Source organism: Paenibacillus sp. MAH-35 (genome assembly GCF_058135425.1).
Genome location: NZ_JBYUPU010000062.1, coordinates 1 through 21,460 on the forward strand (window position 1 = coordinate 1; position 21,460 = coordinate 21,460).

The window sequence follows — 21,460 nt, forward strand, 5'->3', positions numbered from 1 at the left end:
GTATTATATATAATCTATATTATAGCATAGTTTCCCTATAGCACAATATTTTTTTGCCAAAACAAGTATGAACCTCCCCGCCTATCTTCTCAGCAGAAGGTCCTCCTCCACCTCCTGAAAATAACGCCCCTCCGCTGCTCCCTAAGCCCGAACCGCCCGCAACAAAAAGGCCGTCCCGGAAGGTGCGGCTTGCAGCCTCCGGGACAGCCTATACGAATCCTGATCCTGATTCCAGACCATACAGCGCCTGCATATGCGCTGCGGGGCAACCGTTGCATTGCAATGCCGACATTACATTACAATGATTACAGTACAATGCCGACCTTGCCGCCCTCCACCTGCACTTTGTAGCTTCTCGTGCGTACCTTCTCGCTGAATACCGATTTGCCGGTCTTGATCTCGAACTCCCAGCCGTGCCACGGACAGCGCACCAGTTCCCCCTTGCGGCCATACTCGTACTCGTAGACGAGGGACGGCAGCGTCGTGCCGCATATCGGGCCTTTGCATAAAGGAGCGCCTTCGTGCGGGCACCGGTTATGCAGAGCGAACAGCTCGCCGCCGACACGGTATACGCCGATCGACCGGCCCTCCACCTCCACGATAATCCGTTTGCCTTCCTCGATCTCGGCTTCGTCAGCCACGTAGTAAACTGCCATCGTAGTCGCTCCCCCTGTCTACAGCTTGTACAACCGCTTTGCGTTGTCATAGTAAATTTTTTGCCGCGCCTCTGGGCGGAGCCGCTTCAATATTTCCGTCGGCACATCGTTGTCCCAGTGCGGATAATCGCTCGAGAACATCAGGAAGTTTTCGGCGTCGATCATATCGAAGATGGCGAGCAGATCTTTCGGATCGTCCGGCTCCTCGATCGGCTGCGTCGAGAACAGACAGTGGTCGCGGATATATTCGCTCGGCATCCGTTTCAGCCACGGCACCGAGGAGCGAAGCCCTTTGTAGTTTTTGTCCAGACGCCACATCAGGTGCGGCAGCCAGGCGATGCCGCCCTCCAGCATCACAAACTTCAGATTCGGAAATTTCTCAAATACCCCTTCGCAGACGAGACTGATCAGGTGCGCCATATAGTTTTGGGACAGCGCCGTGTGCCACTCCAGGTACCGCGTCGGATAACCGGACGGCGTAGGCGCATGCGTCCCTCCGGCGCCTTCCGTCCCCGGATGGATCGCTACGGGCAGCCCGTGACGCTCGGCCGCCTCATAGATCGGATGGAACTGGCGCTGGCCGAGCGGAGCCCGCTGGCCGCTTCCCATAATGACACCCACCATCCGCGGATGATCGGCCATCCGGTCGATTTCGCGGGCAGCGAGCAGCGGATCGTGCGCGGATACTAGAATCGAACCGCGAAACTCGGGATATTTCAGCCAGCGCTCGGCAAGAAAATCGTTGTACGCGGAGGCGATCACCGCCCCGTGATCGGGATCGTGCATCGCGGATACGCCCATCAGATCCCCGGTGAGGATCGCAACTTCAATCTGATATGGCACCAGCAGGTCCTGAATCAGAAATTCCGGGTCGGAAGCAGACGGACCTCCGGAAGGCGGCCTGCAGTCCTGCCGGTTCACACCGAGCGGATTATAGTAGCCGTGGCCGGGGAGACCCAGCCCCGAGCTCTCGACCCGGGACCTCCAAGGCTCCGGCAAATAGGGAAGAAGATCCCTCGGGCTCTTTAACGAGTTATGGACGTCGACGTCAATTACTTTTTGATTTGGATTCATTGCGGATTCACCCTGCCCTTTCACAGTCGGTTCGGCTTGTTTGGGAATGTGTCGTTCGTGTCGTTCGCCGCTTTCATATTTTTATTGTAAATCGCTTCATATTGAATTACGATTGGTGATCATAGCATTTTTTTAGTGATTCTTCGTTTTTGGAATGGCAAAGGAGGAAGCTTAGCGGATGGAGATCTATAATATCGCTTTTCAGCAAGCCGTTAACGGCAATTGGGGGGTGCCGGAATCCACGGTGAAGCATCATGTGCTCTTCCTTATCGTTAGGGGCTCCGCGACGTACCGTTTCGGGGACGAGACGGTTCACATCCGCAAAGGCGAAGGGTTGTTTTTCCCGAAGGGCTCGTTGCGTTCGGCCGTATCGGACGGAGAAGAGCCGATTCAACTGTATTCAGCACACTTTAGGGATACTCTTCCCGAAGATCTCGCTCTGCTGCAAAACGGGATATTCCAGCTGATCCGTCCGCTCCATTACGACTATCTGAAGCAGCGGTTCTCGATGCTGAATGAATGCTGGATCGGTAAAATGCCGTACTACGAGCTGATCGCGCGCGGCATCCTGTCGGAGATACTCGGGATCGTTCAGCGCGAGCTGACCGGCGGCGCCCACTCGGCTTCCCGCCGCAACCTGGCGCATCGCATCCAGCAGCACATCGTCCAGCATTACACCAAACCGCTTCGGATAAGCGAGCTGGCGGAAACGGTGAACCGGTCGCCGACCTACGTCTCCACCGTGTTCAAGGAAGTAACCGGACGCACGCCGATCGAATACATGCACGAGGTACGCATCTCCGCCGCCCGCGAGCTGCTGCTTACCGACAACATGACGATCGGGGAAATCTCCGAATCGCTCGGCTATTGCGATCAGACGTACTTCAACTACATGTACAAAAAAATCGTCGGCCATCCGCCCTCCCATACATTGAAAATTCAGAATCCGCTGTAGAGACGAGACGCGCTGGGCTTGCCTCCGCCTCGGGCAGCGCCTCCCTGGTGTGCACAGAGAAGGCTGCGGGATTTATTGAAAAGGGGCTGTCCCGAAGGTGTCAAAACAGGGGGAGGGTCCCCCTTTCAAACGAAAAGACCTCAAATTCCACTGTAACGTGGGGACTGAGGTCCTTTTTCCCGAGAAAAATCGGTTCTAGGCGAGGCCCGAAAAATCGCAGTACGGCTTTGGAGACAGCCCCTTCTCTGACGTGCAAACCCATACGCCAGCGCGCGGGAGGGAACGGGAATTTCGGCTCAAACCGCACGTTGTTGAGGTTTTGCGGGAACAACCCGCCTTTTATTAAAGCCCGTCCCCCTCTTTCCTGCGAGCAGGCCGTATTCGGCTTCGCTGACACGGATTGCGGACTGGCTTTAACACAAATAGGAGTCTTTGGCGAGACTGTCGATTCATTGTGTAGAAGTGTTAGCAAGACCGTTCCAAGTGAAAAGTTACCTTCTTCTGCTCAGACAGGTTGTCCGGAATCCCTTGATTGAATAAGGATTGTAAGGTAGGGGATTCCAGACAAAACTCGCCAGAAGGTAATCTTTTCCCTTGTTCGATTCAGCCTCGCCAGTTCCGCTTCGCTGTCCGTTTTCACCCTCATCGGCCGCGCTTGAGGGAGGGGCGTCCCCGGCTGTCGTACCGGAACATCCGGTCAGCGCTCCCAACAGCAATACAAGCGGAACGATCAGGCAAATCCATCTGTTCATAGGGCTCCTCCGGCGTAAGTTTCGTTTTTCGTGTACAGATGTTTCATCAGCTCTCGGTTTTTCTGCGCAAACAAGTCGTTGTGCGAAGATACCATTCCGTACGCATTGGCGTCAGACGAGATGTGTTGCTTCGCTTTGTTCACCGCGTTCGCGGCGTCCTGGAACGCTCCGGCAATCAGGTGCAGCTTCCCTTCATGGTGCAGCACGTCACCAGCCGCATAAAGGCCCAGCACCGACGTCTCGCTCATGGAGGAGCCGCCGACGATCGCCAATATGACGGTCTTGCTGTAATGCATCCGGCTCGAAGCGGCATGCAGAACGAAGCCTTCTTCTTTTTGGGAGATAGTCGTTACTCACACCTCGAGCACTACCTCCGGCTGAGAGGATGCTTTTCGGCTGAATGACCAGCCGGTAAACGCTGTCTATGTTGTACGAATGATCGGCGAACAGTTCCGTCAGGCTCTCCACATCCGTTCGGTTGCGCATATGGCCGCTCCTTCCGTTATTCTGAACAATCCGGCTTCTGCGAACTGCCGGTTTTCATGGCACAATTGCATTTTACGATGCTCCACCGTTCCGCCTTGTCAATCTGTAAAAGCTTCCGCCGTTATCCGTTCAACAAAAAGAACCACTGCCTGCAGACGCATCGTTCCCCGCCTGCCGCAATGGCACCTTTCATTTTCTTTGAACCACACCGCCGCTATTCATTGACACATGCGGCTTTCCCTTCGTTCTCTCATGCCTCCATCCGGTTAACCGGCCATCGCCTTGCATGCCAATGCGCAGGAGTAGCACGCTTCGGCGCAGCGCTGACAAGGGTCGTGATCATGCTTTCTGCATTCTTGAGCGCAAGCTTCGCATACCTCCGCACAAATCATACAGATTTGCTTCGCATACGAGCTGTTCAACGACATCGCCTGGGCGGCGAAGGCGCAAATCTCCGCGCATTCCCGGCTGAGGCGTATGCTTGCCTTCAACATGCCGGCATGGTCTTCCTCCAGGCAAGCCTGGTAACAATGATTGCAGGCCATCACAGCTTGCAGGCATTCTTCCATACAACTCTGTATTTGTTCGGTTGACATTAGCGGAACCTCCCATCGGCCGTATACTGTTTCTTACCCCGACGAGTCTGGTTGAAACCACCATGCGCTCCGCAATTTTCGACTAAACCGCCGCCTCCAGCCATTTCCTTATCACTTCGGCCAGCTTGTCCCGGCCTGCTTCGACATCGCTCCTGCCGGCAAACTTGACGATGGCCCGATCATTCGCCGCCCAATCGAGCAACCCGGTATCGTCCTGGATCAACCGTTTATTCTCCGCATGCCGCTTCGCCTTCGCCCCGCAATGAAACACCAGTCTGAACATTTCTTTTCCATGAAGCTGAAACGTGATTCGGTCTTCGCCGTTCATACAAAAGCTAGGAGCATTCCACTTGATATGCTCCGTCAGCCGGTCGTCCGCCCCCAGAATGATCGTCCGGACGTCTTCGATCTCCGGCTTCAGCGGATGTTCGAGCTCATTCAGGAAGAGCAGGACCTGCTCGCTGCCGGTTAATTTGGCCGTTTTCTTCAGATTCGCTGCCATATACGCGTACGCTCCTTACCGATCTGCCGCCGGGCCCGGGACGTCCCGTTCCCCCAATTTCGGCCGGCGATCCTGCCGGTCGCGCTCATATGCAGCTTGTCGCTCGTTATGAGAAAGGGCGGCAGTCATCGTTTATTGGTATACCGTCGTTAGTTCCATTTTAAGCCAAACTGCTCTTTTCGTATATGCCTAGTTACGTATATATAAGATCCCGGCTGGCGGCCGGCGTATCACAGCCTGTATTGCCCGGTCGCATCAATAAAGGGGCGGATGCCTGTCCAGTCGTCCTTCCAGAAGTCGAAACGGATGTAAGCTTCATTTCCGTTGTGAAAACCGGTTCGGTCGAAAGGAATATTCGTCAGGCGGTCGATTTCCGTCTGCAGCGCTGCCCCGCCTTCGCCGTCTCTGCGCACAATCAGACCTCGGACCCGGTCGTCCGCGAGCAGCGTCAGGAAGTTGCGGTGTTGTTTGCCGGCGAGCTTGTACTCGATACAGTCTCCGCGCTTCGGAACGGATATGAGGATGTTGGGCTTCCATGCCTCGTGGTTCAGAATGTAACGGTGAATCTCGCCGGCCATCCGGCGTTCGCGTTCCGTCATAAATCTTCTCAGGATATCTTCCGCTTCGAGCTGATCCTTGGCGATGCAGTTCGTCTGGCTGAAGTCGAGAAACTGCCCGATCAAAAAGCCGGAAAGCGCGTCCCCACTGCTCTCGTACGTGAGCTTCGCCTGCTTCAGAAACCCGAAAATCTGCTCCCAAGTCCGGACGATCGGATCGGACGCGAGCTGATCCGAATGGGCCAGCAGCTTCTTATGGCCGTCCAGCTGACTGCGGTACAACCGGTCGTCCTTTATTTTCACTTCAAGAACGAGCGCCAGTTCCGGCGAGACTATCGCTCCGTCCGCTATCGTATACGAATGGGGCTCGCCTTCCGTACTGACGTCCGCCTCCCTGGCGATGGCAAGCACGGCTCCCAGCGTCGAACGCTGCCGAAAGGTGGAAGCCGCCTGAATATGATATTCCGGCTTCTTGGAGGGCAGTGTTACCCCGAGTTCGCGGCAAAACGATCGGAATAAAGAAACGTCCGCATGCTCCAGCACGTTCAGGAACGCTTTCGTCACGTTATTCTCCAGCTGAAGAACCGGAGATTCGCCTGACCGGCCGCTCGTCTGGCCGCGAAAATAATGAAAAATATTGTTGTAGATGCTCACGTGCTTCCCCCATTCCAGCTCATTCAGAAAATTATAACGAAAGAAACCCGATAAATCATCCGTTTGCGGCCAAACGCGCACGAAAAATGCGCCTCCTCAGACGGGAAGGCGCATCGTTTGCCATTGCGATAAAGGGGGTACCGGGATGTGACCCGGACCCGGAATCGAGCTAGCCCCGCGGGAAGGGGAGTGCGCTAAGGCGCAAGCCGCTTCCGCTAGCCGGCTGCGATAGCAGGAAGGCACAAGCCGATTGTGAATGCTAAACCGCTTACCCTTCCCGCTGCTGGTGCTGCTGGTGTTGCTACTGCTTCCCTTTCTCAGCTTCGACCAATTTGTTCACCGCTTCCTCCGTCTGCTTCAGCGCTGTATTGACGTCCATCCCGCCGTTCAGATATTGTCTGAATACCGTGACGGCCGCGCTTTCCGCTTTGCTGCGATAGATCGAGGCGACCGGGTACGGGACCGGCTTGCTTTTGAAGATCGAAGGCAGGTCTTTGTTTTTCAGAGCCGGGTTCTCGCTGCCGAGCGCATCCTTCACCTTCTCGCTCCGGAGCGGAGACAGTCTGCCTTTCTGGGACAAGGCGAGCTGCACCTCTTCTGAAGACATCAGATCGATGACCTTGGCGACGTCATCCTTGTACTTGCTCGGTTTGGTGCCGACCGCAACATACACGCTTGCATTGCCGTACGTGTTCGGCTGCTCGGGATAGCTCGGGTATTGGGCGACGTCCCAGTTCAGTCCTTCCTTCTCCGCACTCGCCAGCTGGTTCAATATATTCAGATCAAGCAGGATCGCGAGCGTTTTGCTTTTCATAAACTGATCCTTAGGCGATTCCGCTATATAGCCGTTGCCCGGGATGTCGTAGATCGACTTCGCCAGCTCGAATACTCTTCTCCATTTGTCGGTATTGATAATCGCTTTGTCCGTCTTCGGATCGATGACCGCAATCGATAAAGGCTGCGACATCCAGATGATCGTAGATCCGGGATCGAGGCCGCGGTATTGGGTTCCGCCTTCTTTACGCGTCAATTTCCGGGCCGTATCGAGCAGTTGATTCCAGTTCATCCCGTTCGTCGGGTACGCGACCCCGAATTTATCGAAAATGTCTTTGTTATAATACATGGCGTGGTAGTTGACGTTGACGGGCAAGCCGTACAGCTCGCCTTTGTCCGAAGCGTTTTTGACATCGTTTATATACGTGGCCTCGAACCGGCCCAGATCGACTCCGTTCGTTTGGAACTGAGGCGTCATATCGTATACGAGCTCTTTGTCCCGGTACGAAGCCAGATTGCCGTTGAAGGTGATGATAATATCGGGGGGAGTTCCGGCCGCCAGCAGCGCATCGATCGTCGTCCCCTGGCTCTCCGGGTTGTAGTTGATCGTGATGTGCGGATACTTCTTCTTCAAGTGCTCGTTTACGATCGCCTGGAATTCCTGGTCGACGACGGCTCCCGTTCCTTGAACCGCCAGCTGCAGCGTGATCGGATCTTTGTTGACCTCCGGTTTAACCTGCTGTCCCTGCTCGCCGCCTTCCTTGCCCCCGCATCCGGCCGCCGCCGTCAATACGGCGATAGCCAATACACTTGCCGAAACCACTCTCTTTTTCATTCGAGCCCCTCCCTGATCATGGTAAGTGCCACGCGTGTGTTTCTAATTTCATAGTAAAGAATTTTGTAAGCGCTTTACATGCACATAATGATCAAACAGCTTATACTTTATTTCAAGCAGGGCGGCAAAGGGGCAGCGGCTCCCGGCGGGGCGGGAGGTTGGAGCGAATTCCTTCCGATCCCCGTGCGACTACCGGCGCACGGGGACCCAGTCACACGACGGCTAACCAACCCTTGCTTACGCGCAGGCTTTGGGCCCGCGGTGCAGGGTGAAGGAACACATCCCACCACTTGCGCGAAGGCGTTGGGCCACGGGGCAGGGGGATGGTGTAAAGCGTTTTGGCTCATTCTGCGAAATATTCCTGCTTCTCTACAGGGAATCATTTAAACTTCGACTATTTTCAGAAAGAATCCTGCATCTGTGTAGGAATTTGCTCCGGGCGATGCATGCAAAAAGGTTCAATTTCGCAGAAATTTGGCCTTTCTGGCACTTTTTTGAGATAAGCTCCTCAACGACAAAACGAAGCCTTCTTCACGTGGATCGACTCTGTGTAAGCGGAGGTTTCTCTGAAAGACTATTTTACTTATCACTTTAACGCTTTGGCCATGTCAAACATTCTAATGTTGAATAAGCTTCTAAACGAACCCTCTCCATCATGCTCGCCCCTCTAAGCTGGAGTCTGCCTTGCAGGCAGAACATGCGCTTTCTTGCTGATACGAAATGCGTTCAGGTAGCGGCCGTCACAAAATAAAAGTCTTTGGTGAGACTGTCGATTCATTGTGTAGAAGTGTTAGCAGGCCGTTCCAAGTGAAAAGTTACCTTCTTCTGCTCAGACAGGTTGTCCGGAATCCCTTGATTGAATAAGGATGGTAAGGTAGGGGATTCCAGACAAAACTCGCCAGAAGGTAATCTTTTCCCTTTCCACTTGGTTGTCCACATTGAATCGACAGCCTCTTAGCAAACGTTAATAGCCTCGTTATCCAACACCGAAGGGGCTGCCCCCAAAGTGTCATGTAACAGGGAGCGGCCCGATTTCTAAACGAAAGGACCTCACTTCCACGGTAATGTGGAGGCTGAGGTCCTTTCCTTTTTCTCGAGGAATATCGGTTGGAAGCGGGGCGCGAAAAATCGCAACACGACTTGGGAGACAGCCACCCAATCCCCATTAGCAACAGCATTACCATCAGCACTAGCACCAGTACTAGCATCAGCATCAGCACAAGCACTAGCACCCTAGTACAAGCATCCCCGTCATCATCTCTGAGTCAGACGGCCGCCGAGATTATCAACTTCGCGAGAGCTTCAGCAGCTCGTACAGCGCCGTAACGAATTCGCCGCGGGTCACGTCCTCCTGACCACCCTCCTCGAGCGGACTGCGGTAATCGACTCCGAGCGCGCGGCGGGCGGCCGCGATCCACCGTACCGCCATCGGCCGCGACAAGTTCGGCCTTGCCGCCCAGTACGTCCGGTACGGCTCTTCCTCCTCCAGCTTGCGCGGCCCGATATCCGTGCCGGCCGGTGCGATCCGGTCCGTCGCAGGAAGCGCGGGCAGTCGGGCGCCGCCCGGCAGCGCTCTGGCCAGGTTCAGCCACATGGAGGCGTCGGCCAAGGTGCAGCTCTCGTCCGGGTGCGCTTCGTAGCTGGTGAAAAACGACTTCGTTCCGAAATATTGCAGCGCCGCGTGCGCCGGGTTATTCGCCTTCACATCGCGGAAATACGTAATCAGCTGGTTCGCTTCGATCAATTCGTCCTGCAGCTTGTCGATGCAGATCTGCTGTACGCCGGTCCCGAGCGTCTGGCTCATCGAAGCGGCGGCTCCGGCGGCGAAGCCGAGCTGCAGCCAGAACGGCTCCATCCGGATCGTTCCGAAGCCCATATGCGTAGCCGATACAGCGACCGGAACGAGCAGATTCGTTACCTGCTCCGGCACCATCACGCCGAACGGAATCTGATACACTTCGGTCAGCTTGCCGAAGCCGAGGAACCCTTCCAGCGACCGATTTTGCCCGATCGGCTCCCGCTTGCGGGTCGCATGGGAATCGATCGCATAGTCGCCGGTCGCTATACTGTCGTAATGCACGGGCGACCGGTTCAACCCCGGCGCGAGTCTGGCATCGTTTTCCGTAAACACGTACCGTCCGACGATCCTCCGTGCTTCCCGCACATAGATCTGCGGAGGAAAATGGCCGGTCTCCGGAAATTCGTCCGCCGCATACCCCCATTTCCGCGCCTCCGCCCGGAACGTCTCCGGCAGCTCTCCGTCCTCCTGAAGAAACCAGAGCAGCCCCTGGATGTATTCCCGATGGCGAGTCGCGATCCGCTCCCGCTCCGAACGGTTTCCTTCCGGGTAGCCGAGATTTTCGCCCGGCAGATCCGTCGAGCACGAACAGTTATGGTGATTGTTCGTATCCGTTTTGCCGTTGGGGATACGCGACAGCTTGATTATATCGCCGAATGTTTTCAGCCGGCCTGCCGCAATATCGCCGAGCAAACTGGTATATTCGTTGCGGTCGTAATGAGCCGGTTTGGTAAACGGTACCCGGTTATCCGGATTGTCCGTCATACAGAGCCGGAAATTGTACGCTTGAAGCAGCTCGTCGCCTTCCCCCGTACTGCCGGGAAGAATCTCCTTCGTGCTGTATTCGCAATACAGCTTGCCGGCCAGCTCCTCGTTCCATTCGTCGCGGGATTCGCGTCCGACCCGGTACGGCACACCGGCCATGGCCGCCATATCCCCCTCATACGTGGCGTCGATAAACTGATGCGCGCGGTACGCCGTTTTCTCGCCCGACCGCACGTCCTCGGCCTCCATACCTGCAATCCGGCCGCCTTCCATCTGGACGGAGAGAAGCTGCCGTTCAACTAGTACGGTAATCCCGGGCTCATTTCCAAGCAGCGTATGCATCACTTTACGCGCTACGGAAGGCTCGAATCTCAAGCCTCCGCAGCAATCCTTCACCTGCTGCGACTGCTCGCCGTATACGGATACGTAGTGCTCATGCACCAGCGTCAGAAATTCGCCGAACACCGATCCGGACGTATCCACCGAACGGATGTCGGTCTCGCCCAGACCGCTCGTCATCAAACCGCCGACGAAAGCGGAAGGTTCGATCAGAAGCACGCGCTTCCCGCGCCGCGCCGAGGCGATGGCTGCGCCGATACCGGCAGGCGTCCCTCCATAGACGATCGTATCCGCCTGAGTGTGTAAAGGTTGCACAGTAAACTCTCCTCTATGTTCCCATATTGTTCGATCTCGTTCTCTCGTTTCGTTTCACTTCTTCGCCCGATTGTCTCTGTCCGTTTGCTGGGTGCCGTTGAATCAGGTTCCGTCTGTAACCCATTATAAGCTACTGACCCGCCGCTTCCAGTTTCATTTTAGTTTAATCAAAAACCGGGCAGCAGCAAGGCATCCGGCGATTATTGAAGGGAATTTCATAATTTGGAGGATCGTATCCAAACGAAAGGACCTCCACTTCCACGGTAAAGTGGAGGCTGAGGTCCTTGGGTTCAAGGATAACCGGTTCAAAGCGGGGCACAGCTAATCGCAAAACGCCTTTAAAGACAGCCCGCGGCCCCGCCATTGCTGCAACTAAACGATTCAGCTCCACGCTGCCGCTTGCCGGCCGTCAGCCTTCCGTTGGCAGCTTCGTCCAATCCAGCATAACGCCCATAGCCGAACTCCGGTTTTTGGCCAATAGATCGTAAGCGGCAGCCGCTTCCAGTGGCGAATAGCGATGCGTGATTAATCCGCACACCTCCATCCGGCGCTGGAGCAAATAACGGATAAACAAGCCGGCCATCTCGGAATGGGTCCAGGACCGGTACGTCATAGTGCCGTGAATGCCCAGGATGGACACGGAATTCGATACGACGTTATGACCCATCTCCTGCCGCGAAGGCGTCGCCGTATCCCCCAGCAATATTACGCGTCCCAAAGGTTTGACGAGCTTGGTGGCCCGGGCCAGAACCGCCGGATGACCGGTTACGTCAAAGACGGCGTCCAGCATCCGGCCTTCGGTTGCATGGCGGATCTCATCTTGTGCTTCACCCGCATCCATAGCGAGCAGATGAAGGCCCGGACGTTCCTGAATCAGCTTCAGGCGGTCCTTCGCCGGGTCGATGGCGAAAAGCTGCTGCACTCCGGAAAGAGCCAAATATTGCGTAACAAGTTGTCCCAATAGGCCGAGCCCGATCACGCCGACCGTCTCCCCGAGTTGCAGCTCCGCTCTTCTTACGCCGAGCTGCGTCGTCTTGGCGAGATTGATCCACGCTCCCTGCTCGTCGCTGATCCCATCCGGAAGCGGGCATACCCGCCCGGCGTCCGTTTTAAAGTATTGGGCGTGCGCATTCTCGACAAACACCCGGTCGCCCTTCTGTATGCCGCGAACTTCCGTTCCAGCGTCAAGCACTTCCGCCACCATCGAATATCCGGGACGAAACGGATATCGGACCCAGCCCGCCCAGTTCGTATCCGCGTCGAATACGCCTTTGAGACATTGCATCTCCGTGCCTGTACTGATCAGCGAACAACGTGCGGCGCACAAAAGCTGCGAAGGCCCGAGCGAAGTTTCGAGCGTTTCCTTGCGGACCTCTACCTTTTCCTTGTCTGCGAATACGATGTTTATGGTGTCCATCCTGGAACCTCCTCAAGTCGGAATAAATTCCTCTTGGGAGTATTGTATAACCGGGAGGTGCAGACAACGTAGAGCATGCCTTTGTTGAAGTTTAACACTTTTACAGGTTGAACAGCCTTTTGTATTGCCCCGGGGATATGCCGGTATATTTCTTAAACAACCGGGTAAACGTCTGAATATCGTTAAAGCCGAGAATCCGGCTGATTTCGGTAATATTCATCTCGCGCATTTCCAGAAGCTTCTTCGCCTTGGCGATCTTGATTTCACGCTGGAGCAGAATCGGCGATGTGCCGAACATTTCTTTGAAGCGGTTGCTGACATAAGTCGGATTCATATGTAAATCTGCGGCCAGCTCCTTTAACGAAAGCGTTGCTTCGGGGCGGGTGACGATCTTCAGCAGGATGGACAAAAAACTGTGGGACGGCTGCGGGGATTCCCCCGGATCAACGGCTCCTACTGCGTTATCCAGAAGTAGATAAAGCAGCTCCAGCGATTTGGCCTTGTGCAAAATGATGTTGGGCAGGCGTCCTTCCCTCGCCGTGGAGCACATAAATTCATCGAATACCGCTTCGAACCGCTCATGATTCCGCAGCGTATACAGATAAGGAATTTGCAGAAACGGCAGCACATCGATCCGATTATGAATCTTGTACGTAAAGTGCCACCATAAAAACTCGGTCTCCTCTTCGCTGTCCATGTACTGGTCGTGCTCCAGAAAGGTAGGGATGAAAATGACAGTCCCCGGGGTGATCTCATAGATTCGATCCCGGACCCGCAGCTTGGCCGAGCCGCTTTTCACATAGGTCATCATGTAATAGTGCTCGAACACGCGATTACGATAATTCATCGCACGGAGCCGGTGGATATCGAATTGAAGCACGTTCAGCTCCGCCGTTTCCAGCAAGGACGAGATGATGGTATCCTTCATCATGGACGGTCACATCCTCATGAATCGAAGTAATGACGGGAACAAGGCCCCTGACTATTCCGGCAGTTGGTTTCGCAGGAAATAGAAAGACGGCCTTGTAACTGCTCAATCCATATGCTCTCTTACAGCTTCTCCGGGCGGGAGTGCCCAAGGAATGCTGAATCGTTTCATAACCAGTCCGTACATGCCTCCTCCCGCTCCTGCAGCTCTCGAAACAACACGCCGGCATGATATCCATCGCATACGGCATGGTGAAGCTGTGCCGATAAGGGGATCATTATTTTCCCGTCTTGCGGGAAATATTTCCCCATCGTAAAAATAGGCAGCAAATAGGTTCCCTCGTTATAGATGTTCAAGTTAAAGCCCGTGAAGCTGACCCAGGGAATACTGGAGATCGGGAACGTATTCGGCGGCTCGTTTGGTTTTGCGGCCAATCCTTTGACGTTTCCATACTTATTGCTGTCGTCCAGATAGCGGTTGTAAAATGCATGAAAATCGTCGCAGTACGAAGTCCATATGGACGAAAAGGTTTTATCGTCGTCATGGAAAATCGTATAGCCGGGAGACATCCGGTCCCAATAGCCTAACCGGCCTTCGGCATCGAAACAGGTGCGAAACTCGAGGTGGCGGTTCACCACGGCGGTGATCATGTGCAGCAGGGCCGGGTACAGCTTCATCCCCTTTAGCCTGACTTCGGCCAGCAGCCTCGTAACGTCAAGGTTTGCCGTCATGCTGTACGTGCATCGGACACGGTCTAAATAATGTTCAAAGTAAGGTTTCCGGCTCCATGTATCCAAATCAATCCGAGTGAAATTCATCGTATCGTCCCTCCTAGAATAGTGGTTTGCTATTTTAGGAGGCTACATCCACTGCTTTAATCATAGCCTCATCCCAATCCTCGTATGTTTTAACGGACGATCCCGTCCCTTACATTTTATCTTTTTTTGGATACAAAGAACATACCAAACGTTTATTGATAAGATAATGCCTGTTTGCCAAGGGCAACCCAGGTGTCTATAAAGGTTTGTTTCTCAACCGGATAAGCTTTGTTGCCCGACAACGGATCGTTTACGTAAAAATGAGTGGAATTGAATCCGACCAGGACAACGGCATGCAAATCCAACGGAGTGCGAATTTCCTCGCCTTCGTGGCTCCATGCTTCCCAGCGGTCCGGCAATTTATAGTCGCCGGTAGTCCATACAACAACGGGTTTCCGATCGCGGAGCTGCTTTACAATATCTTCGATCGGTTTATCGGTCAGATTGATGGTCCGCTCCGGAAGGTATTGTTTCATCAGCGTCTCGAGCGGCCCTGCATAAACGGCATAACCCATACGTTTCCCTGTTATATCGCCGACAAAACCATGGTCGGGGTTGCCCCACTGCGTAATGTCGCCGGATTTGGTTTTCGTTACGGGATCTTCATCCTTGGGGAGCTCGTCGGCCAACTTCATTTTGTCCGCTTCGATTCCGGCATATCGGAGCAGCATAGTCAGGCTTGTTACTTCACATCCGTACTTAAGCTCAGGATTTTGCGAAATAATGGGGACATCCAAAATGACTTCTTGTTCGGCCGGTTGGGCTGGTACATTGCCGTTATTTGCGATTTCCGCAGGTTGCGGTTTTTCATATGAACTCGACGAAATCGGCGAATGATTCTCAACCTGGCGGTCGGTCTTGGCTGAACAGCTAATCAAGATCAGCAGCATAAGCGTACTAATGAACGTTTTCATTATTAACCCACCCTTAACCCATTACTGACCCGTCAATTGCAAAATCCAGCTCTTCATGTCCACGATCCGGAGCGATTTCGGTTTCGAATCCGTTCCGGCCACGATCAACGGGACGACAGAGTCGGCTTCATGCAGGGAGCCATGTGCTCCGCCGCCGCGATAGGAAGAGGAGCTTTCGCCCGCAAGCTCGTATCCCGGTTTTACGGTAACTACGATATACCGGCCTTCATGAGAGTGAAGCGCCCCGTACAGTCGGGCCAGTACATCAGGGTACTTTCCATATTGGATGCCGGTTCCGTTAAGCGATATATCCGCAAGCGAGGGCTCGCCTGTGAGCGACCATGCTTGACCATATTCATCGTGATTAGCCCCTCCCGGCCGGTAGGTTAAGACGCTGCCAGCCCTTCCTCCGGCCGTAAGCATTACGGAATCGTCCTGCTTCGCTGCTATAATGTCAAACTTGTCTTCGGCTTGCAGCTCTCCAATCAGATCCGTAAGCTTCAAATCGGGTGACAAGGCATAAATGTACGCCATTCGCTCATTAGCGGCGATGACGATCTGATCGTCTTGTCCAACAGGCTTGCCGAGCTTGGCAATCCGGTAATCTTTCAGAAGCGAGCGCAAATCCACTCTAAATAAGTCCCGATCCTTCTGTACATCGCTTTGAGCGCTATCTCCCAAAATAATCCAAACCGTATTACGAACCGCTTCCTCCCACAATCCATAAGCATTAAATACGGTTTGCAGCGAACGGTCGGCCTGTTCGATGCCTTTAAGCTCCTTGGCGCCTTTTCGGTGAACGATGTTGTCATTCTCCGGAAAATAGGCTATCGTCGCTTCCGGAAGTTTCCTTTCTTTTACAAGGTAGGCGATATCCCGGGCGCTGAACTCGTCGTTCATGCCGTATTTTTCCCATATCTCCGTGTGGTTGGCGTTGGCCGGGTTTAGCTGGGCGAGTGCGGCGTAAGAAAACAGCGGAGGAGCAGTTATTTTGTAATGAACGGGCAAACGGGATGTATTCGCCATCGATTCAGGTATACGGACATCTCGCTCCGACCTTCCCCTGTAGATGAGCGCGTTAATCGAAGCCGACTGTTTGCCGGAATCGGCCAATTCCTCGTGTACGGTTTTGACATTTTTGCTTAATTGAAGTTGATTCAAGTGATAGACGCTATCCTCCAAAACTTGCAACTGATCAATTTTCAATGCTTCTTTGGGACCATTGCCGTAAAAAACCATCCGTTTCTCGCGATCACTATACCATACGAGCCCAGGGACACGATGCCCGTCTGCATACACTCCTGTTAGCAAGCTGCTGTCGATCGTAACGGACATAGTAGGAAAGGAGCTGATAACGTTGGGAAAGTAATGCCCGTTGTCTATAAGGTATTTCAAGGCCGGCGCCTTGCCTTGGGCAAGCGCATCCTGCAGCGGCTTGTCCATTAAGGAGTCGATGATGATGGCGACGACGGGCTTGGCGGTCGCCGATTTTATTTGCAACTCCGATTTCGAGTGAAACTCCGCGTTTGATCCCGATTTCGCCCGGCAACCGGTAAGAAATAAGGTAAAACATAAGCCGATTGTCAGCACAACGGCAATTTTTTTGCCTGCTTCCATCTTACCGCCCTCTTTCCTTTGTTTCGCAGCGCCCATTGTGCAAGTCAAAGTTTACAGCGTATAGCGTGCTTCCGTTTATTGTCTTTTATGCGAAATATACGAACAGTTAAGGCATAAATGGAGAAAATCCGGCCCTATTCCCAACGACATTCGGATCGAATCGTGCATGCTGTACAACAAAAAAACAGCCCGACTCCACCAGGAAGACAGACTGTTAAAGGCTACGTTCGCATCTTCGTATTCCGAATCAAAAAGTCGTAGTCTTCGCCGGCGAGCAGTTCTCCCCCGCACAGCTCGAGTGCAGCTTCAAGGTCGGCGTCGTCTACTCCATACACTTTCAGCATCAGTTCCCTCTTCCCGCACCAGTTGTACCCAATCCGCCATCGCTTCACCCCAGCCAAGTCAAGACCCGGTCTCTCAGCTCCTGAGGAGGCTCCAGTCCCAGCACTTTACGGTACGTATGCTCGAATACCGAGTACTGTCTGACAATCTTCTCCTTATCGCCTCTCATCGCATAAAGCCCCATCAAGGTCCGGTTCATCTCCTCATGCACCGGGTACAACGATACGTACGTTTCCAGCCGCTGCTCCGCCTTCAACCATTCCTGCTTGGCGAGGTCCTCGGTAATCAGATAACGAACGAGCGCCGTATACTTTTTGAAATAGGCTTCCTCGAGAGGCACTTTCCACAGGTACGGCTTCCCGTCGAGCAAAGGCCCTTTGTACAGGGCGCACAGCCGTTCCGCTTGCTCCGCGTCTTTAGGGTCGCCCGTCCAAGCGTCGTATTCTTTCTCGAAGGCGAACACATCGTATAGCGCATGCCCCGTATCCAGCAGGTACCCTTCGTTAGACTTCTGTATGTCCATACCGATCCCGTTCTCTTTCAACAGTTTCTTCAACCGGTAGATCGTGTTGTGCAGATTATGGGATACCCGCTCCTCTTTCATATCCGGCCACAACATATCGGCGAGCTGCCACTTGCTCTGTTCCTTGCCCGGATGACACAGGAAGTAGGCGAACAGCTCCTCCGTCATACGTGTCGGAAAACGAACCGGAGCTCCCTCCGGACTCCGGACATCCAGTCCCCCAAAGCATTTGATCGCAGAAGTCCAAGACCTGTGCCCGTTCAGGACGACGGGACGATGCAGCTTCAGGAGACGCTCCGCGACCCGTTCGATTGCCGCCGGCGTTACAGGCTTCAAAATATAATCCAGCGCGTATACATCGAACGCTTCCAGCGCGTAGTGCTTGTAGGCGGTTGTAAATACGATTTTGGTCCGCTCCGATAACCTGCTGATGTTTTGCGCAAGCTCGAGCCCGTTCATCCTCGGCATCTCCACGTCCAGAAACGCGACGTCCGGCTTGAGGCGGGGCAGATGGTCCAGCGCCTCCAGCGGACTAACGAACGTTCCTGTGATCGTAAAATAGGGGTTGCGGCCGATGATGACCTTCATCAAGTCCAGAATCGGCTTTTCGTCTTCGACAATAAAAACTTGAAACAGAGCTATTCCTCCTCTCTCAGTAAGTAAGCCCGTCCTTAACTGGCCGGCAGATACATCATTACTTTAGTTCCGAGTCCCGGCTCGGAGCGGATCGTCAGCGCGGCGCCCGGTATCGTATCCAGACGTTTGCGGATATTGGAGATGCCGATGCCGCCGGTTGTTCGCTCCCCCGCGGACAAGGGATTCCGCATATCGTCCGGAAATCCGACCCCGTCGTCTTCGATCGTTACTTGAATATATCCCTCTCCTTCGCGAATCGCAAGCGTTACCTTCCCGGGTCCTTCTTTCTCGAACAGCCCGTGCCTGATCGCATTTTCCACGAACGGCTGGATGCATAAGGAAGGAATTTCGATGCGGTTCAGTTTCGGGTCGGAGGTGCAGACAAAGTCGAACCGCTCCCCGAATCGGGCTTTTTCAATCTCCACGTACGCCTCGATCAGCTCCAGCTCCCGATATAGAGGGACGAACAAGGTAGAACGGTCCATGTCCAGAATGTACCGCAAATATTGGCTGAGCATAGTTAGCAAATAGGCCGCTTTTTCTCCATCCGTGTAGCAAAAGGAGATTACGCTGCTGAGCGCGTTGTACAAAAAGTGCGGTTTGATTTGTGCCTGATGAAACGCGTGCTCGTTGCGAATCGCCTCCTGAATCGAAGTTTTCATCGCGATCAGCGTCTGAATGCGGGCGATCAGCGTCTCCCCGTCAAACGGCTTGGTTACATAATCGTTGGCTCCTGCCCTGAAGCCAAGCGCAATATCCTGCGTAGTATCCTTGGCGGTCGCAAACAGGATAGGCAGATCCAGAATCGAATAGTGTGTGCGCAGCGTCTGGCACAGTTCAATGCCGGACGTTCCCGGCATCATTACATCCAGAATGACGAGATCGACATCCGGATGCTGTTTCATTTTGTCCATCGCCTCTTTGGCCGAGAACGCGACAACCACATTGTAACGATGCCGCTTCAAAATGGTAAGCAAGCTGTGGATATTGGAAGCCTCGTCGTCAACGATCAGTATCGTATCCCCCTGCTGGTTTACAATATCCAGCGGAGCATCGTCGAAAGCAACCCGCCGCAGCTCTTCATAAGCGGATGCCGCTTCGCGGTACACCGGTATCCGTTTTACGGCAGGCAGCGTGAAAACGATGCTCGTCCCCCGGCCAACCTCCGACCAGGCCACCCGAATGTCCCCGCCCATTCGTTCGACCAGCTTGCGGCTGATGTACAGGCCGACGCCCATACCGGTATAACCGTCCTGCGGAAGCAATCCGTCCAGTTGTTCGAAATATTCGAAGATCGCATCACGCCGTTCCGGCGGAATACCGGTACCCGTATCTTCGACATGTAGATAAACCGCCTCATTCTCCACGGTCGCGGTGATCTCGATCGTCCCTTGGTCCGTATGCTTGATCGCATTATGGACCAGGTTGTATAACACTTGGCGCAGCCGGTTCTCATCGGCCAAAACCCATACGTCGGAGTCGACCTGATTGACCAGCCGGACGGCTTTGCCGGCAAGTTCGAATTGCAGCACGTCGCATACGATTTGCGCGGCAACCTTCACGTCCACTACCGTTTGCTGCAAGCGCAGCTCCCCGTGCTTCAAGCGGGTCACGTCAATCAAATCGTGGATCAGCATCGACAGCTTCATGGACGTATCCTTGATCAGCCACAAGTTTTGCTTTTGCTTCGCGGTCAAATTGTTCTCCTCGTCGTCCAGCAAATAGGAGGTCATATTCATAATGCCGTGAAGCGGAGTTTTGATTTCATGGGACGTATTAGTCAGAAATTCGTCCTTCAACTGATTGGATATCGTCAGCTGATGCGTCAGGCTTTCCGTTTTGGCATAAGCGTTCGAGAAACGTACAGCAAGCAATATATTCATGAAGATGATGAAGCTGATGACGCCGAATTTCCCCGCCAGATCCGTAGGAACGAGATTTTCCGCATACAGGCTTCCATCGACAAGAAAGAGGAGGAGCGACACGATCCCGCCGATAAATAGCGCCTGCTCCCTGCGCTCGGACGAGAGCCCTCCGCTTTTGCCGTACAAATAAATCATTCGGCCGATGATGCACAGAATCGCGATACCGAGGTATACATAAAACAAATATTTCGCTTGGATGTGTTCGTGGTAGGGCAGCACGACAACCGCGGCTACGTATACGGCAAGCGGAGCCAGTACTGCCTTCCTCCTCCGGGGCGACATCAGACGAGGGTCCACCGTGCAGAAAAATAAAATAATGACCGCCGCGCTGAGAAATTCGCTTACATCCAGCAGCTTGTAGGCGATTTCGAACGGGAGATCCGGCAGCGTCCGTTGCAAAATCTTCTCGCCGAACAGCGATTTCTGCACGACCAGGATCAGCATATAGAAACCGCTGAGCAAGTACGACCGTTCTCTTCGTCCGATAAAATAAAGACTGAGATGGTAGGAGCCGAACATGCCCAGAATGAGGATCATCGCAACGTCGGTGCCGAGCTGGATTCCGTTCATCTTGGTCATTGCGTGGTGCAGCCCGAACGGGATCGAATTCACGATGCCTCCGGTGACAAAAACGTGGTTCGACACCTGGATCACGATTTCAACTTCGCGGGAACCGGTATGGAAAAATGTAGTATACGGCGTATTGCCCGGACGGTATTCGTCAATCCCGGCTGCTGGCAGACCGCTCTCTCCTTCCGGTTTGCCGTTGATGAACAGCCGGTGGGACATGCGGACGCTTCTCATTTTCAGTCCGAAAACTTCGTCCGTTACGGGAACTATTACTTTCAGCCGATACGTGCCGTACCCTTTGCGGGTCATGCCGCCATCCGCCAGCTTTCCTTTCCACGTGCCGGGCACCGATAAATAAGCGGCCTCCGGGCGTGTGCCTTGGCGAAAATCCGAAGGCTCCAGCAGCTGATCTTCATAAAACTCCCATTCTCCGTCCAGACGGACAAGCCCTGAGCCGCGAAAATCCCAATCCGATAAATCCAATACCCCCTGCTTGGCAGGCGGCGAGCTTGGATTCGGTATGGATTGGGAATACACTCCGATAAACAGAACGATCGAAATCGCAAAGATCGAGCCGATCCCAACGAGCTTCCGGTAAAACTCTCTACTCAACGGTTGTTCCCCTCTTCTTGGAAGTCGACAGACAACCTCTACTATACCACGCCGATCTCCCAAAAAAATCACAAAAGCGCAGTAAAAAACCTCCAGATCC

At 53.9% G+C, this 21,460-nt stretch carries 16 protein-coding genes and 1 pseudogene; 1 reads left to right on the top strand and 16 read right to left on the bottom strand.

Annotated elements, in window-relative coordinates:
- Positions 1–305 precede the first annotated feature (305 nt).
- Together AC3Y2E_RS32450 and AC3Y2E_RS32455 are read right to left on the bottom strand one after the other, a co-directional pair.
- Positions 306–656 (bottom strand): Rieske (2Fe-2S) protein, encoded by a 351-nt coding sequence (locus AC3Y2E_RS32450; RefSeq protein WP_379217418.1) that lies wholly within the window; start codon positions 654–656, stop codon positions 306–308.
- 18 nt (positions 657–674) lie between these two features.
- Complete coding sequence (locus AC3Y2E_RS32455) at positions 675–1,730, bottom strand: amidohydrolase family protein (RefSeq protein ID WP_379217419.1); 1,056 nt, start codon at positions 1,728–1,730, stop codon at positions 675–677.
- 178 nt (positions 1,731–1,908) lie between these two features.
- On the opposite strand from AC3Y2E_RS32455, the gene AC3Y2E_RS32460 reads away from it, so the two are divergent.
- A complete protein-coding gene (locus AC3Y2E_RS32460) occupies positions 1,909–2,685 on the top strand; it encodes a helix-turn-helix domain-containing protein (protein ID WP_379217420.1) in 777 nt (258 codons plus the stop codon).
- Between the two features lie 748 nt (positions 2,686–3,433).
- On the opposite strand, the pseudogene AC3Y2E_RS32465 reads toward AC3Y2E_RS32460, so the two are convergent.
- From AC3Y2E_RS32465 to AC3Y2E_RS32530, 14 genes and pseudogenes are all read right to left on the bottom strand, one after another.
- Positions 3,434–3,700: pseudogene (locus tag AC3Y2E_RS32465) on the bottom strand (hypothetical protein); the annotation flags it as partial.
- Between the two features lie 489 nt (positions 3,701–4,189).
- Positions 4,190–4,519 (bottom strand): four-helix bundle copper-binding protein, encoded by a 330-nt coding sequence (locus tag AC3Y2E_RS32470; protein ID WP_379217421.1) that lies wholly within the window; start codon positions 4,517–4,519, stop codon positions 4,190–4,192.
- A gap of 82 nt (positions 4,520–4,601) precedes the next feature.
- Positions 4,602–5,021 carry a DUF1801 domain-containing protein gene (locus tag AC3Y2E_RS32475; protein ID WP_379217422.1) on the bottom strand — a complete coding sequence of 140 codons (420 nt, stop codon included), beginning with the start codon at positions 5,019–5,021 and terminating at the stop codon, positions 4,602–4,604.
- Positions 5,022–5,251: 230 nt separating this feature from the next.
- The gene (locus AC3Y2E_RS32480; protein WP_379217423.1) at positions 5,252–6,313 is read right to left on the bottom strand and encodes a hypothetical protein; all 1,062 of its coding nucleotides are present in this window, start codon (positions 6,311–6,313) and stop codon (positions 5,252–5,254) included.
- Positions 6,314–6,533: 220 nt separating this feature from the next.
- Positions 6,534–7,841, bottom strand: a complete 1,308-nt coding sequence (locus tag AC3Y2E_RS32485) for an ABC transporter substrate-binding protein (protein WP_379217424.1) — start codon at positions 7,839–7,841, stop codon at positions 6,534–6,536.
- 1,285 nt (positions 7,842–9,126) lie between these two features.
- Positions 9,127–11,058 (bottom strand): FAD-dependent oxidoreductase, encoded by a 1,932-nt coding sequence (locus AC3Y2E_RS32490; RefSeq protein ID WP_379217425.1) that lies wholly within the window; start codon positions 11,056–11,058, stop codon positions 9,127–9,129.
- A 409-nt stretch (positions 11,059–11,467) separates the two neighbouring features.
- Positions 11,468–12,475, bottom strand: coding sequence for a zinc-dependent alcohol dehydrogenase (locus tag AC3Y2E_RS32495; protein ID WP_379217426.1), 1,008 nt, complete (start codon positions 12,473–12,475; stop codon positions 11,468–11,470).
- A 100-nt stretch (positions 12,476–12,575) separates the two neighbouring features.
- The gene (locus tag AC3Y2E_RS32500; protein ID WP_379217427.1) at positions 12,576–13,406 is read right to left on the bottom strand and encodes a helix-turn-helix transcriptional regulator; all 831 of its coding nucleotides are present in this window, start codon (positions 13,404–13,406) and stop codon (positions 12,576–12,578) included.
- A 164-nt stretch (positions 13,407–13,570) separates the two neighbouring features.
- Positions 13,571–14,221 carry a type A chloramphenicol O-acetyltransferase gene (gene catA / locus AC3Y2E_RS32505; protein WP_379217428.1) on the bottom strand — a complete coding sequence of 217 codons (651 nt, stop codon included), beginning with the start codon at positions 14,219–14,221 and terminating at the stop codon, positions 13,571–13,573.
- 152 nt (positions 14,222–14,373) lie between these two features.
- Entirely contained in the window at positions 14,374–15,135 is a 762-nt protein-coding gene (locus AC3Y2E_RS32510) for a C39 family peptidase (RefSeq protein ID WP_379217429.1), read from the bottom strand.
- A 21-nt stretch (positions 15,136–15,156) separates the two neighbouring features.
- On the bottom strand, positions 15,157–16,752 hold the full coding sequence (locus AC3Y2E_RS32515; RefSeq protein WP_379217430.1) for an alkaline phosphatase family protein: 1,596 nt from the start codon (positions 16,750–16,752) through the stop codon (positions 15,157–15,159).
- A gap of 221 nt (positions 16,753–16,973) precedes the next feature.
- On the bottom strand, positions 16,974–17,096 hold the full coding sequence (locus AC3Y2E_RS32520; protein WP_379217431.1) for a hypothetical protein: 123 nt from the start codon (positions 17,094–17,096) through the stop codon (positions 16,974–16,976).
- Positions 17,097–17,140: 44 nt separating this feature from the next.
- Positions 17,141–18,259: a response regulator gene (locus AC3Y2E_RS32525; RefSeq protein ID WP_379217439.1), complete on the bottom strand. Its 1,119-nt coding sequence runs from the start codon at positions 18,257–18,259 to the stop codon at positions 17,141–17,143.
- Positions 18,260–18,288: 29 nt separating this feature from the next.
- Entirely contained in the window at positions 18,289–21,360 is a 3,072-nt protein-coding gene (locus tag AC3Y2E_RS32530; RefSeq protein WP_379217432.1) for an ATP-binding protein, read from the bottom strand.
- Positions 21,361–21,460: the final 100 nt, after the last annotated feature.

What these genes read in the sequence shown, in the direction of transcription:
- AC3Y2E_RS32470 (WP_379217421.1), bottom strand. Translation starts at nt 4,519, where the DNA reads ATGTCAACCGAACAAATACAGAGTTGTATGGAAGAATGCCTGCAAGCT.
- AC3Y2E_RS32475 (WP_379217422.1), bottom strand. Translation starts at nt 5,021, where the DNA reads ATGGCAGCGAATCTGAAGAAAACGGCCAAATTAACCGGCAGCGAGCAG.
- AC3Y2E_RS32450 (WP_379217418.1), bottom strand. Translation starts at nt 656, where the DNA reads ATGGCAGTTTACTACGTGGCTGACGAAGCCGAGATCGAGGAAGGCAAA.
- catA (WP_379217428.1), bottom strand. Translation starts at nt 14,221, where the DNA reads ATGAATTTCACTCGGATTGATTTGGATACATGGAGCCGGAAACCTTAC.
- AC3Y2E_RS32455 (WP_379217419.1), bottom strand. Translation starts at nt 1,730, where the DNA reads ATGAATCCAAATCAAAAAGTAATTGACGTCGACGTCCATAACTCGTTA.
- AC3Y2E_RS32460 (WP_379217420.1), top strand. Translation starts at nt 1,909, where the DNA reads ATGGAGATCTATAATATCGCTTTTCAGCAAGCCGTTAACGGCAATTGG.
- AC3Y2E_RS32500 (WP_379217427.1), bottom strand. Translation starts at nt 13,406, where the DNA reads ATGATGAAGGATACCATCATCTCGTCCTTGCTGGAAACGGCGGAGCTG.
- AC3Y2E_RS32495 (WP_379217426.1), bottom strand. Translation starts at nt 12,475, where the DNA reads ATGGACACCATAAACATCGTATTCGCAGACAAGGAAAAGGTAGAGGTC.
- AC3Y2E_RS32515 (WP_379217430.1), bottom strand. Translation starts at nt 16,752, where the DNA reads ATGGAAGCAGGCAAAAAAATTGCCGTTGTGCTGACAATCGGCTTATGT.
- AC3Y2E_RS32510 (WP_379217429.1), bottom strand. Translation starts at nt 15,135, where the DNA reads ATGAAAACGTTCATTAGTACGCTTATGCTGCTGATCTTGATTAGCTGT.
- AC3Y2E_RS32520 (WP_379217431.1), bottom strand. Translation starts at nt 17,096, where the DNA reads ATGCTGAAAGTGTATGGAGTAGACGACGCCGACCTTGAAGCTGCACTC.
- AC3Y2E_RS32485 (WP_379217424.1), bottom strand. Translation starts at nt 7,841, where the DNA reads ATGAAAAAGAGAGTGGTTTCGGCAAGTGTATTGGCTATCGCCGTATTG.